The organism is Marivirga salinae, from assembly GCF_030503855.1.
In the GTDB taxonomy this organism is placed as follows: Bacteria; Bacteroidota; Bacteroidia; order Cytophagales; family Cyclobacteriaceae; genus Marivirga; species Marivirga salinarum.
This window is the reverse complement of sequence record NZ_CP129971.1, coordinates 3,003,701-3,017,077: the sequence shown is the minus strand read 5'-3', so window position 1 is coordinate 3,017,077 and position 13,377 is coordinate 3,003,701. Positions and strand designations below refer to the sequence as shown.

At 34.8% G+C, this 13,377-nt stretch carries 11 protein-coding genes; 4 read left to right on the top strand and 7 right to left on the bottom strand.

Annotated elements, in window-relative coordinates; translation table 11 throughout:
• Positions 1-7 precede the first annotated feature (7 nt).
• From QYS49_RS12690 to QYS49_RS12670, 5 genes are read right to left on the bottom strand one after another with little or no spacing between them, the layout of a single operon-like run.
• On the bottom strand, positions 8-1,069 hold the full coding sequence (locus QYS49_RS12690) for a nucleotidyltransferase domain-containing protein (RefSeq protein ID WP_308347748.1): 1,062 nt from the start codon (positions 1,067-1,069) through the stop codon (positions 8-10).
• The gene (locus tag QYS49_RS12685; protein ID WP_308347747.1) at positions 1,066-1,875 is read right to left on the bottom strand and encodes an NARF domain-containing protein; all 810 of its coding nucleotides are present in this window, start codon (positions 1,873-1,875) and stop codon (positions 1,066-1,068) included. The genes QYS49_RS12690 and QYS49_RS12685 overlap by 4 nt, the downstream gene beginning before the upstream one ends.
• Entirely contained in the window at positions 1,868-2,341 is a 474-nt protein-coding gene (locus QYS49_RS12680) for a M67 family metallopeptidase (protein ID WP_308347745.1), read from the bottom strand. Before QYS49_RS12680 ends, QYS49_RS12685 begins: the two co-directional genes overlap by 8 nt.
• Complete coding sequence (locus tag QYS49_RS12675; protein WP_308347742.1) at positions 2,329-3,966, bottom strand: ThiF family adenylyltransferase; 1,638 nt, start codon at positions 3,964-3,966, stop codon at positions 2,329-2,331. Before QYS49_RS12675 ends, QYS49_RS12680 begins: the two co-directional genes overlap by 13 nt.
• Positions 3,966-4,922 carry a hypothetical protein gene (locus tag QYS49_RS12670; RefSeq protein ID WP_308347740.1) on the bottom strand — a complete coding sequence of 319 codons (957 nt, stop codon included), beginning with the start codon at positions 4,920-4,922 and terminating at the stop codon, positions 3,966-3,968. The genes QYS49_RS12675 and QYS49_RS12670 overlap by 1 nt, the downstream gene beginning before the upstream one ends.
• A gap of 219 nt (positions 4,923-5,141) precedes the next feature.
• Here QYS49_RS12670 and QYS49_RS12665 point away from each other — a divergent pair, with 219 nt between their 5' ends.
• The 4 genes from QYS49_RS12665 to QYS49_RS12650 all read left to right on the top strand — a co-directional run bounded on the left by QYS49_RS12665 (position 5,142) and on the right by QYS49_RS12650 (position 11,035).
• Positions 5,142-5,360: a hypothetical protein gene (locus QYS49_RS12665; protein WP_308347739.1), complete on the top strand. Its 219-nt coding sequence runs from the start codon at positions 5,142-5,144 to the stop codon at positions 5,358-5,360.
• 399 nt (positions 5,361-5,759) lie between these two features.
• Complete coding sequence (locus tag QYS49_RS12660) at positions 5,760-7,754, top strand: beta-helix domain-containing protein (RefSeq protein WP_308347738.1); 1,995 nt, start codon at positions 5,760-5,762, stop codon at positions 7,752-7,754.
• Positions 7,755-7,830: 76 nt separating this feature from the next.
• Positions 7,831-8,736, top strand: a complete 906-nt coding sequence (locus tag QYS49_RS12655; protein WP_308347736.1) for a hypothetical protein — start codon at positions 7,831-7,833, stop codon at positions 8,734-8,736.
• 208 nt (positions 8,737-8,944) lie between these two features.
• Positions 8,945-11,035 carry an OmpA family protein gene (locus tag QYS49_RS12650; RefSeq protein ID WP_308347734.1) on the top strand — a complete coding sequence of 697 codons (2,091 nt, stop codon included), beginning with the start codon at positions 8,945-8,947 and terminating at the stop codon, positions 11,033-11,035.
• Between the two features lie 49 nt (positions 11,036-11,084).
• Here the strand turns inward: QYS49_RS12650 and QYS49_RS12645 are convergent, their stop codons facing one another.
• Positions 11,085-12,329, bottom strand: coding sequence for a serine hydrolase domain-containing protein (locus QYS49_RS12645; protein WP_308347733.1), 1,245 nt, complete (start codon positions 12,327-12,329; stop codon positions 11,085-11,087).
• 128 nt (positions 12,330-12,457) lie between these two features.
• Positions 12,458-13,309 carry a helix-turn-helix domain-containing protein gene (locus QYS49_RS12640; RefSeq protein ID WP_308347732.1) on the bottom strand — a complete coding sequence of 284 codons (852 nt, stop codon included), beginning with the start codon at positions 13,307-13,309 and terminating at the stop codon, positions 12,458-12,460.
• Between the last annotated feature and the right edge of the window lie 68 nt (positions 13,310-13,377).

The window sequence follows — 13,377 nt, the reverse complement described above, 5'->3', positions numbered from 1 at the left end:
ATACAATTTACCTAAAGTTTGCAATTAACGAATTTGGTTGATATTCATAATCTCTAATTATCTTTTTACAAGCATCAACTACATTTTGTTTATCAGATTCATCTATACTTTCTGAAATCTTATTATTGGTATTTTCTAAACCGTTAATTCTAACTATATGTAATCTATTGGCCATGTGTTCAAGAATCATGATCATCTTTTTGTCTATTGATTTAGGGATATTTCCCTTATTAATTCTGTATGCGTCCTTTACCAAATGTTCTAAAAAATGAGATGGAAGATTTAAACCCTCGTTTTCTTTCCAATTCTTTAATAGAACTATTAAATGTTTCTGAACTTTGGTGAATTTTGTTTTCTTTAGAATTGATAAATCAGTTTTTTGTATGGTAGAATTATTGAATAAGATGCCACTTTTATTCACAAATAAGTAACCTGAGCTTTTATTCTTAGATAGTTTGTAGGGAGCAAAGTCAATCCAGTATTCCTTATTTTTAATTTCTACACATACCCCTACTGATCTTTTCTGTTTCCTAATGTCTACTATATTTAAAGTGTTAATTCTATTATCAAAATACTTATATACTTCATTATACATTTTATAGTTATTCGGAAAACTTTTTGATTGAAATGGAATTGCGATATCAATATCGTATGAATCATTGAGGGCAGTTCCTTTTTCAGTTGATCCATGAGGAATTAATTCACCCTTTATTTTTTTATGAAAGTGATTTTTAAATTCTTTAATAATTTTATTGACTGAATTATTCAAATTAATAAACTCGGCACTAGACTTATCAAGCGCAAGCGAATCTGCAAGATCTCTCAAATGTTTGTTTAAGTTAATCAGTTTTTCTTGTGAGTTATGATAATCTCTGACAGACCCAATTCCAAAGCCTACAACTGTTCCTACTGTTGCTCCTTTTATGGCTGCTGTTAGAAGTTTATTCCAATTAAACTTAATATTAGGATCCTTATTCAAATCCTTAAGTTGATCTATTAACTCAATAAATGAATTTCCTAACCCAAATATTAGAGCTCCATTTTTAGCGTATTTATTGGATTTTTTCATTTTATATCAATTAGTTCTTGATATTTTAGAGCACTGATAAGATTGCCATATAGTTGACTCCAATTTGTGGCTGCTGCAAACCTTTTCTTAGCATTTTCATCATAGTTATTTATAAACTTCCCGAATGAAAAGACAATGGAGTCCTGAGGTAAATCAGTAATCAATTTCTGTGACATTTCATCGCTTAATGGTTTGTTACCTTCTTCTCTATTTAGAAATAATAAATCAAAATTATAATCCTTAAGATCTACATTATCACCTTCCTCCATCTCAATAACTTCAATGTGTTTGAAATCAAATTTCTTGAAAAAACTATTTAAAAAAGAAACATCTGAGTCGTGTGCAGTAATTACCCTAATTTTTTTCTTCCTTTTAAGTTTTTCCTCATCATCATGGCTATCAATTATCTTAATTAATTGTCCCTTTTTCTCATCAAGAATGACCTCAAACTGCTCTTCAATTTTCTTTTGAGCCATGGACTTGACTCTTTGCCAGAAACCAAATAATGAAAGGACTGTTATTCCACCGACTGCAATTGCTATCCAGTCAAGAAAAGTTTTCTCTTGCTTATATTCCTTCAATAACAACTCAATTTCCTTTTTATAAAGGCTCTTTTCTTTATTCGATTCTAGTAACTTTAATTCCATCTCTTTTTTAAAGAGATTATATTGTTGCTTATCAATTGCATATTGCATTTGACTTGTTTCTGAAACCTGATTTTCCTTATTGTTATTGGAATTCTCCTGTGCAATACATTCAATATTAAAGAGAAATTGAACAAGTACTATTGTGATTATTCTATTCATATCTATATAAGGATTTATTATTGATAACATAAAATTTATGTTCATGACCGTCTTTCGACAAGCCTATAATAAGCATTATTGGGTTTCGTATTAATACTGAACTAATCTCTGATAATTGAGTAAAAGTACTAATATCTGTATTGCTTGGTTCGGGTAATGATTCAGGGTGAGTATGCCATTCTCCTAAATAGATGATACTTGGTTTTTTGTTATACTCCTTTCTCAATCTTTTTTCTATTCCTTTATTTCCTCTTTTAAATTGTGTTTTAGAATTTTCAAATTCAGTAGGAATAATAATGTCAGTAATTATTGCCTTATTAAAGTCCTCAGTATATCTTCCTAATAATATCCCTCCAAACTCTTTTGGATAATGTTTTTTTGATTCAGATACCATCCTAAAAATAATAGAATCATCTATTTCCAATTTCACACCTAAATCATTGCAATAGTATTCTAATAATGACATATTTTAATGTTGTTTTCTTCTCTTGATATATAAAAGTTTCTTAAGTCTGAGCCTAAAGAAATCTGTCTATCTATCTCATTAATAGCAGTATTTACAAGGACTGAAATATCCGTATTTCGAGCTTTAAATGTTGGTGACCAGCATCCCGTAGGATTAAATAAATCATTTATGTCTTGGTCTAATTGATTAAATATATGGGCGGTTTTTTTATAAATATTCGTTCCTGCTGTTACAACCATTTCATTAGCATGGTTTGTTATTCCGATCGAGATAACTTTTGATGTTAAATTTAAATCATCTAGGATATATAATAGATCATTATCTGTTGAACAGTCAAAAATATATCCATATTCATTTAATAGGTCCTGTAATTCTTCACGTGATCTATTATCGTCATATTTAAGTATCTTAATTTTATCAGTAAGAATGTTACTATAGATTATTTCTATAAATGGGGAAATTGACATCAAATTTAGACCTAGTTCGTCTGTCTTATCTGTTACTCCAGTTGCAAATCTGTAATTTGATCTACTAATATTGCCCGGCTCTTTGGTGTCATAGTCTACTAGAGCTAAAGTTTTTGCTCCTCCCCTGACAAGGTTTTCTGCAAGGATACTACCAGTTGCACCACAGCCAATCAGTAATATCTTCTTTGTCACAATATGTTCACTTAGTTTCCCTCTACCAAAAAATAGATGATAAGAACAATCAATAGTCTCCGTCCAATTAATTTTACTATCATTTAGTTTTCCAGTCCAATTTCGATCTTTGGTCTTAACTGAATAAATTGGAGGATTATTCTTTGGGAATGTTGCTACTTGCCAATGGACCTTATTACCAGGAATTTTATATCCGAAAAAAACAGTAATAAACTTGCTGTCTCTAAAATATCTATTATTTCTTATAGCATTTGAAACTAGTTCAAGGAATTCAGGATGTATCAAATAGGTTAATTCATCCCATCTAGTGGCTGCAATTCTATGATTGTCTTTTGTGACAGGTGGGTCGGTGAGGATGTAAAAACCGAAGTCATTTTTTGTATTGGAATAGAACATTGACCAATTACATTTTGCTTCTAAGGGTTCCCCAAATTCTTTGACAATGTAAGTCTCTCCTTTATTTCCCCCTAATACTGTATTTGCTAATAAGCTAAAACCACACAGGCCAAACTGATCTTCCTCAAATTCTATGTTTATGTCTGTAAATAAAAATTGTCTAATGATATCATCGTGACTATTATAAGGTACTATTATATGCTCATAATGGTGATCTTGTTTTTCCTCTATTAAATAATTCTGTACCCAAGATTTTAATCCATTCAGATCTAGAATAAGTTTTTCCCTAAAATTTCCAGGGTGACTATTTGTGTGAAGACAAATTGAGCCATCTGCATTTACATGATTATATTTTAGAAATTGCTTATTAACAAATTGAATTGTTTCTTGATTATGAAATTGAAATGGGTATGGTTTTTGAATTTCCATTTCAAATGAGTACTTCTCATCATTTATTTCAATATCAATTTCCCCAACTATAGATTTTGCTTTTGTTTCCTTGAGTTCATTTTTAAGATAAACACTATCAATACTTTCTATTACTTCCGAAATAACCTCAATTCGATTCATCACCCAAACTTCGTTGCTGGAGGAATACTAAAACCAGATTCTTTCACACCATATTTTCCTTTACTACTTTCACATGGAAACTTAGGGTTTACAGGAAAATAATACTCCAGATTGCTTGAATCATTTTCTATTCTTTGTAAAATGAAATTCATACTATCTCCAATCATCTGTTTATCGTAATCAGTAAGGGTTTCAGAAACATTGTTACCACCATTTCCTGGATCGATTAAATTGACCGTTTCAATGTTATCTTTTATATATTCAATAACTGATTTGAGCTTATCCCATATATTCCCTGTTATTTCTCCATCTTGAAATGCTTTAATAGTTATCAATTCTATAAGAAATGATTTCATTTTAGCATTATTGTTTACTTTCCAAACTTTCAGTAATCGAATTACTTTTCGAATATCTGTGGCATTATCTGCTTGATTTCTAATATTTTGAATCTGAGAATGGATATTAGTTCTTAATTGCTCGGATCCTTCTTCAAGAATTCCGTACTTCTTTTTAACAAACAAATTAAGTTTCTTATCATCACTATATTGGTCTTGATTTAATTCTCTTCCTGGAACTACATCAATATCAATTTCATGTCCGTCTGAATCGGCATGAAATACGAGACCAATTGAAACCTTTTGTTCTTTTATATAAGCAGTCCCTTTATACTTTTCGGTTAGAACTTCCAAGGTATCATGATACATTTCTTTAAGAGTACTAAAAGAATCACGCTTAAAGGGTAAAACTAAATCAAAATCAAACTTTGTATTTATTGCCGTATTTTTCGCGTATGATCCCGAATCAAAAGGGTTATAGCTTTTATTGCCGTAATTAGATTGAAGAAATTCCCTTACCTCTTGTCTTTTGTTCCTATGCTTTTCTAAAAGTGTCTCTTCTTTAGATAATTTATGGGATGAAAGAACGCATTCTAGATGTTCTATTTTTTCTTTACTCATTTTGTATTTGGTTGAATGTAAAAAATCTACAAAATTTATGTAAGTAATCTTTCACTTTTAGTTTACATAAAAAAGTAACTTTAGACGAACGAACTAAATCCTTAGACGAAAAGTGACGATTTTATTGACTATGATATTTTATTGAATGTCAAATCTAAATTTTACTTATTCCTAATATAATTATGTTACCTATATTTAATAGCACTTAAATCTCAAACCATGAAAATCCTTAAAAGCTCTCTCCTATTTATTTCCATCTTACTATTTTCATTTAATACGGTAGTTGACCATGTTTACATTTGTGACAGCAAATCAGCCAAAAAGTACCACTATAAAAAAGATTGCAGGGGTTTAAATGCTTGTAAAGCAGAAGTGGTAAAAGTTACCTTAGCTGATGCTAAAGAATCTAAGAGGACGCTTTGTGGTTGGGAGGATTAAGCGAAGCATCACACCCCTTTTCCCTCAACAGTTTTGAGAAAATCCTTTGCTCCAACAAATCCAGCTTCTATACCCTATTTTTTTAAGGAGCACTCCTCTCTATGTTGCTTTTGGTCAGCTCAACTAGTACTTAATTTTGATAACAACTAAACTCTTCATTGATTTATGAAAGTGCTTCCGTTTTATTACATCCACAATAAATAAAAAAATTGCCCAGCCGTCAATCACTGACTTTTACTACTTGTCCTTAAGGATAAAATCATGCAATTTTAAGTCTAGTACTTAAATAAGCAAGCTCTTAAAATGCTGTTTTATATTACATAGCCTTTGTACTAATGGTCTATATTTTCATCTTGCAAAGGTCTTAATAGATCGTTTTCACCTCATATCTACCTAATTATGAATTTTCAAAGTCCCTTTAGATACGCATTAAAATTAGTAGCTATTTGTATTTTAATTATAGGCATCACTTCTTGTGCGGAAGACGAGGTTGATCCAGATAAACCTATTTCTTGTATTAGTTTTCCTGAAGATCAATTTGAAGCAAGACAAATAATTTCTTTTGAATCATGCTCAGAAAATGCTAGCTCCTTCTCTTGGGATTTTGGCGATGGCAGTACCGCACAACAAGAAAATCCTAATCATGCTTATAACAATCCTGGAACCTATGAAGTAAGCTTAACAGTTAGTGATAGCCTGGGAAATGAAGCTTCTTCAACCAAAGAGATTGTTATCATACAACCTTCCATTATAAGACATAGTGGCATGATAACTAAAGATGAGACCTGGGAAGCAGGGGTGGTTCACTTAATTACCAATACAGGTGTCTATCTGGATAATGCCATATTAACCATCGAGCCAGGGACCACTATCCTATTTCAAGAGAATACTGTTTTATCTGTCTATAATGATACAGATTCAAAAAATGCTTTAATAGCAAATGGAACGGAGTCCGCTCCCATCATTTTCACCTCTGCAAAAGAAAATAAATCGCCAGGCGACTGGTCAGGACTTAATTTTCATGGTGTGAATACCGCTAAACATTCAGAATTAAGTTATTGTACGATAGAATACGGAGGGATTAGTTTTGATTCCCCACGACCCTTAATCACTATTAGAGAAGGAGCAGATGTGAGCTTTGAACATTGTACCTTTCAATATGCAAATGAGCTTGGGATTGAACTAGACAGGTTTAGTGAATTTTTCGCATTTAACAACAATACAATTCGTGAAATTGAAGATTATGCGATTTCGATTTCTTGTAATAAAGTCGAATCCTTAGGCCAGGATAATCAAATTGAGGATGAAGGTATTTTAGTTGACTGGGTGTATATCGAGGAAGACGTTACCTGGTCTAAGCAAACAGCACCTTACGTACCTGATGGTGATTTAAGGATCGGTTCTACTGAAGGAGCTACCCTAACCATTTCAGAAGGTGTAAGAATCGAATTTTTATCGTCTTCCAGCCTAAGATCGTATGGAACGGAAACAAGTGCTACCATAAAAGTGAATGGAACAGCATCTGATCCCGTTATATTCACCGCCCACGATCCTGAAAATAGTACGTATGACAATTGGAAAGGAGTACACTTAACAGCAGAATTTACTCCTGACTCCTATTTCCACCATGTAATTTTTGAAAAAGCAGAACATAACTCTGATTTTAGTTCAGTTATTAATGTATCGGGCACAACCCTAAATATGGAGAATTGTATCATCGATGCTAGTAAAAGTTGGGGGGTAGAACTAGCGAATTCTGCTACACTAGGCGTTTATGCCAATAATGATATCGCCAATATTTTAAGCTATTCGATGCGAATAAGAGGCCATCATATCGATGATATTGACGAAGGAAACCAATTTAGTAGTGGCAAAAATATCCATATCCCTTATGAGGCCAATATTACAGAAACGGTCACTTGGCGGGCTTTCGATGTAGAATATGAATTTCCCAATAGAGTATATGTTGGATCACCGGAAGGGAATGTATTGACACTTGCTCCCGGGGTTAAAATAGATGGAGAGATATATATTGGTACTACAGGAGTTGGTACAACAAGTTCTACATCAGTACCTGGGGGACTTATTGCTGTTGGGACCGCTGATCAACCTATCGAATTAACTGGTGAAGATGTCAACGCAAGCCCTATCAGGTTTAATGCACAAACCTTGCCTGAAAGTATAGTTTCCTATTGTCACATTAAAGATGCATCCATGGGGACTCGCGTGAGTAATATCTATAATGATGCTTCAAATCCATATCCCAGAATTGAACACTCTACCTTTGAAAATATTGATAAATATGGTATTTGGTATGGTAATTCCAATCCTGATATTGCCGATAATAATACCTTTATCAACATTGGGGAAGCGGATATTCATAACGCATACTAATACAGGACAGGTGTTTAGAAACGATTTTTTGATTAATTTTTAGATAGATATTTTGATCCAATAAAATATAAATACTATGAAAAAAAGAATTACTACTGTATTACTTGGATTTTTATTTGTTTTCTCTTTCACCGCAGTAGCCCAATCCAATAGGGCTCAGTCAGCTCGTTTTCCTGCCAAGAAATCGGATGTGCAAAAAGTAAAAGAAAGAACACTTTTGGTGGCGCTCACGGGATCTCCTGGTGTAGATGAGAGTTTAAAAAAAGTGATTCCACAAATCTGGGACTTTTCAGAAACTGAATTTGTAGCAGCTGATAACATAGCCTCCGTTATGGATGGTAATAAAAAAGAATACGCTGTATTGTCATCAAATATTATCACGATAAAGCAAGCAGCAACGATTGGGAGTCCGGTTAGCGAGTATTTGCGATTTGCTATAAGGTTAGCTGAAAAGTATCAAAAAAGAAAATCTATTTATTATCAAGATGTAATCATCAACCAAAAAGACGATAATATTTATTTAGAGCCGAGAGAGGTTTATGTTGGTATCTATAAAATTCTAAATCACTATGAAGCAAAATTAGAGAATGAGAAATTGATGGATGCTTTCGTAAAAAATGCTGGAAAACTTGAAAAAAGGACCCTTTTAATTCAAAAAGATCTACTGGATAAGGGGATAACAAAAAGTAAAATAGCAGAGATTTACCCATACCCTTTTGAATTAGTGGAGCCTGCAAAAATTGATAAAGCTGTCATGGATCAAGATGAAAAATATGCTTTTGTACATCTTGTACCGGTTGGTACTGCCACAAATATGATGATGCATGAAATATATGACTGCAAAGATGGTCAAATATTAACTTCGGGAGAGGCCAACAATGGTGCTTTCGATCGATACAGTAATTTAATTAATAAGGATCACCTAAAAGCTTACGTTAAGAATTATGATCGCTTAAACCGTTGGGCAGAGAAGCGGAAATAAGAAGAGATTCAAGATTTGAAAACCACCCGGTCGCGCTGGTCTTGGTATGAAACCATCTCTCTCGCCCGTCCTCCGGAGATGTCTGGAGGACTGAGGGGTTATAGGCATATTAAAAATACAGTTAGTTGATCTGATATGAATTTGTTGCCTTTAGCATAATTCGAAGCTTTCTATTAGTTTAGCGCGCTCATTGAACTCAAATAAACGTATGAAGTACTTTTTGCTGCTGCTTTTTGGCTGCACTTCTCCCCTTTTCTTGTCTGCGCAAACCCACTATTTAATGCAGGAAGATTTTACATCTCCCACTTTTGGATGGCAGTTCAAAAGTGATAGCAATGCACACTATCATTATGACGGTCAGCGCTTAAGAATTGATCGGTCCAATAAAACAGATAGATTTGGTACTTATACACACCTTGCCATTAATCCTGAAAAAGACTATAAAATAGAAGCTATGGTAATGCAAACGCAAGGTGGAAATGCGGGCTCCTACGGTATCCATTGGGGCTCTCATTACAGTAGTAAATCAACCTTCTCTTTTATCATCAATTCATCAGGAAGCTTTAATATTTATTCCAGTTGGGGCAAAAGAATAAAGGAGTTTACAGCCTGGCGGAAGTCTGATGCAATTCGAGTAAAAGGCCAAGACAATAAATTGACGATTCATAAGCGAGAGGAAACTATTTTCTTCAGCATAAATGAGCAGGAAGTTGCCCAAATACCTGCGAGCAAGGTCCATTTTCAAGGAGGCAGAATAGGGATGGTTTTGAATGGAGATATTGGCATCAGCGTGGATTATTTTCATGTATTACAGGATAAACCTGCCATCAATCAACTGGCCAACAAACCTAAATTGATAAAAGAGAAGTTGCCCAAAAGCATAAATACCAAGGCTCAAGAACTAAACCCTATCGTCTCTTATGATGGAAAAAGCTTATATTTTTCTCGAAATGAAGGCGATGAATCGGCACAGGAAATATGGCTATCCAGCTTAGAGAATGAGCAATGGGGAGCTCCAGTAAAGCTAGGATTTCCTTTGAATACACCTGGCGACAATAATGTTATGGGGATTGCTACTGATAATTCCAAGCTACTCTTAAGCAATACCTATGCAAAAGATGGTCTCAGTTTGATCAGCAATGGCTATTCAATGTCTGAATGGCAAGATGACCATTGGTCCATTCCTGAGAAAGTGAAGATTTCAAGCTATATCAACTCTTCCAATACCGCTGAAACGAGCCTTTCTGTTACGGGTAAACGTATGGTCCTTTCTTTAAAAACAGGATACAATGAAGGGATGAATGATTTATACCTTTCCAATTACACCTCATATATCCACTCTTGGTCTGGGCCAAGGACTTTAGGGAAAGTAGTCAACAGCTTTGGCAATGAAAGCGCTCCCTTTTTAGCGGCTGATGGTAAAACGCTCTATTTCTCTAGTGAAGGTCATTCAGGTTATGGTGATATGGATATCTTTATGAGCCGCATGTTGGATGATCGAGGATTTGAATGGAGTGAACCCATTAATCTAGCTTCTGAAATTAACACTCCTAACTGGGACGGTTATTTTACAATTCCGGCTCACGGAAATTGGGCTTATATGGTTTCCGAAAGTGATAGTGCTGCCCAATTAGATATTTATCGAGTAAAACTACCCGAGGCGCTAAAACCCGATCCGGTAGTGCTGATAAAGGGCAGGATTTTAGATGCCAACACTAAAGAACCTTTACAAGCACAGCTCTATTTTGAATCATTACCCAAAGGAAGAAGACAGAATGCTGTAAAGTCTAATGCAAGGGATGGCAGCTACCAAATCATTCTTCCTTACGGTAAGCATTATGGCTACTATACGCAGCTAGCCGGCTATTTATCTACCCACGGCAATATCGATTTAAAAGAAAAGGAAAACTATCAGGAGATTACCCGTGACATCTATTTGAGTCCGCTAAGCGAAGGCTCCTTTATAAGTTTAAATAACGTTTATTTTGGGCAAGGGAGCTTTGAGATTCTTGAAGCCTCTTATCCTGAATTAGACCGATTAATAAGACTTATGCGATCTTCTGAAACCATGGAAATAGAAATTGGAGGGCATACTGAGCGAAGAGGTTCTGCAAGGCTCAATAAGATCTTATCGCAGGATAGAGCGGATGCTGTGAAAGCTTATATAGTGCAAGCAGGCATTGAAGAGAACAGAATTAAAACAAAAGGCTATGGCTCGTCCAAACCTGTAACAGATGGCAAAACAGAAAAAGAGCGTAAGCAGAATAGACGAGTGGAATATACTATATTGTCTTTGTAAGATTTCCTTCAACTGAATAAACAGCGGTTCTTCAGTTGAAGGATGTTCTTTATTTTCTTATTCTTCTATTCCAAATGGAAACAGCCAAAATAAATAGATACCCAAAAACTAATAATGCTAAGAGATAAGGAATATTCCGCTGCATCACTACCCTATCGGCAATATCGGCTTTCCAGAACAGCCATTCATCAGCCATATCGGAGGCAAAAGCGTAATGGCCCGTTTCTAAGATGATGATGCCGGAGCTCGTTTCAAAATCCATTCTAGCCGCTGCGTTGATTGCATCATTGCCACTTCCATCGTGTCCAAAGGTTCTGGATTTCCCTAAGGGATGACCGTATAACCTTGGACCCAGACCGTAAAATGCATGTCCATTTTTATAGCTTTGAGGGCTTCTCATTTTTTCAATCATATCTGGAGATAGAACAGTGGCCTTCGATGGCATCAGTCCGATCATCAACTTTGATAGATCATCCAGACTAATCATCAAGCCGGCAGCTGCCTTAGCCGTGAATCTTTTCATAGGGCGAATGGTGCTATCTGTTTTGTATACATCCACTAATCCAATTTCTGTACTGTCTGTTAAAAGAAAACTGGTATTTTTCATACCTACAGGCTCAAAAATTTGTGATGCCATAAATTCTTGATAAGACATTTGAGTGACTTCTTCTATTAGCAACTGCAGCAAAGTATAGCTTGCACCAGAGTACATATGAGGCCCACCCGGCTCATATCCTACTATGGTTTTACCATCGGTCCAACTACCTGCGTCTGCCGCTTTGTCCAGTGATTCTTCTAACCTTTGGATTTTTTCGTCAGCTGCAAAACCATTGTAACCTAATTGGTCATCAAAGCCCGCAGAATGAGAAAGAAGTCGTCTGACTGTCACTTCATTATTGTCATACTCAGTTTTGGGCAAATGCCATCGGGTTAAATAGTCCTCTACTGGCCTGTCAAGCTCAAGTTTACCTTCTTCTACTAATTTTAGTACTCCAACGGCCGTTGCCCACTTACTTATAGAGGCTACAGGAAAAGCTGAATGTTCGTCTATCTTTTCATTATCATGCGAATAAAAGTAAGTTTTGGTCACCTCTCCCTCTTCAATCATCGCCATAGCTAGATTTCCAACAAATTCAGTTTTTAAGCCCTCTTTTACAGCCTTGAAAAATTCCTCTGAAGTATCGCATGAATCAAGGGTTCTCAAAAGATACCCATTGATAAAACCAAAGCCAACAAAGAGTGTCCAGGCAATAATACAAGCAGTAATAATAGCTGCGTTTTTTAATTTCTTCATTTCGTTTATTTTAATAATTGATTACTGATTGAGGCAAAGAAATTAATAGAAAATGGCTTTTAGGTTCGAGTAGACGAAAGTCGAACCCTTTTAATGAAATATTGATACAGAAGATGAAGTAGATAATATTAGACCGATTGCTTTCTGAAAGCCGAAGGCGTTAGCGAGCTGTGTTTCTTAAAGGCAGTATTGAAAGAAGATTTTGAATTAAAGCCTACTTCGTACATGATTTGTTGAATCGTAAAATCACTTTCCTTTAATAACTTCTTAGATTCTTCTATTCTGTACGCATTGACAAAATCGAAAAAATGCATTCCTATTTTTTGGTTGATTAATAAGGACAAGCGCTTCATGGGAATACTGGTCTTTTGGGAGAGTCCTTGCAAACTTAAAGCTTCCTCCAAATAGGGTTTATGTTTCGTCATATATTGATGTAACTGATCCTGTTCATTCTGGAGCTGTTCCCAGTCTGCCATAGCAATCTTTCTTGAAGAAGATGTAATTTCATTCACCTTGTTGAATAGTTCTGGATTACGCATAGTTTTTAAGACAAACCAGGAAATCACCAACAATCCAAACAAGGCGGTGGTCATATTCAACCATGGAAAGCGCTGAAAATCATTCAGGACTTCAAACACCCCACGAAAAAGTACGAAACTATTACCTAAGAGGAATAATAGTGAAGCTGTCATCAGCCATCGATAAGTTTCACTTTGAAGAGAATGGAATTTATCGTGTATCCTTTTATATTTTCGGAGCACCAGAAAGATAGCTCCTATATAGAGATAATACTGTAGCTGTAAAATAACAACATAGTATATCTCCAGCCTTTGATTGATCTCAAAAAATGAAAATATCAATAGAAAAATGAAAAATGGAGCACTATGCCAAATCAGCTTTGGCTTTAATTTAAAATCGCTGAAACAAGCTCTTTTGACATAGAAATATAATAGTGGCATTTGAAGAAAAACTAATGCCATTCTCAGTTTATTAATCAATTCATAGTTTCTGTAAAAGTCTCCAAGAAACTGCCCCGATAATTCCAATG

Excerpts from the sequence above, each read along its gene's own strand:
- QYS49_RS12690 (WP_308347748.1), bottom strand. The coding sequence starts at position 1,069 with ATGAAAAAATCCAATAAATACGCTAAAAATGGAGCTCTAATATTTGGG.
- QYS49_RS12685 (WP_308347747.1), bottom strand. The coding sequence starts at position 1,875 with ATGAATAGAATAATCACAATAGTACTTGTTCAATTTCTCTTTAATATT.
- QYS49_RS12680 (WP_308347745.1), bottom strand. The coding sequence starts at position 2,341 with ATGTCATTATTAGAATACTATTGCAATGATTTAGGTGTGAAATTGGAA.
- QYS49_RS12675 (WP_308347742.1), bottom strand. The coding sequence starts at position 3,966 with ATGAATCGAATTGAGGTTATTTCGGAAGTAATAGAAAGTATTGATAGT.
- QYS49_RS12670 (WP_308347740.1), bottom strand. The coding sequence starts at position 4,922 with ATGAGTAAAGAAAAAATAGAACATCTAGAATGCGTTCTTTCATCCCAT.
- QYS49_RS12665 (WP_308347739.1), top strand. The coding sequence starts at position 5,142 with ATGAAAATCCTTAAAAGCTCTCTCCTATTTATTTCCATCTTACTATTT.
- QYS49_RS12660 (WP_308347738.1), top strand. The coding sequence starts at position 5,760 with ATGAATTTTCAAAGTCCCTTTAGATACGCATTAAAATTAGTAGCTATT.
- QYS49_RS12655 (WP_308347736.1), top strand. The coding sequence starts at position 7,831 with ATGAAAAAAAGAATTACTACTGTATTACTTGGATTTTTATTTGTTTTC.
- QYS49_RS12650 (WP_308347734.1), top strand. The coding sequence starts at position 8,945 with ATGAAGTACTTTTTGCTGCTGCTTTTTGGCTGCACTTCTCCCCTTTTC.
- QYS49_RS12645 (WP_308347733.1), bottom strand. The coding sequence starts at position 12,329 with ATGAAGAAATTAAAAAACGCAGCTATTATTACTGCTTGTATTATTGCC.
- QYS49_RS12640 (WP_308347732.1), bottom strand. The coding sequence starts at position 13,309 with ATGGCATTAGTTTTTCTTCAAATGCCACTATTATATTTCTATGTCAAA.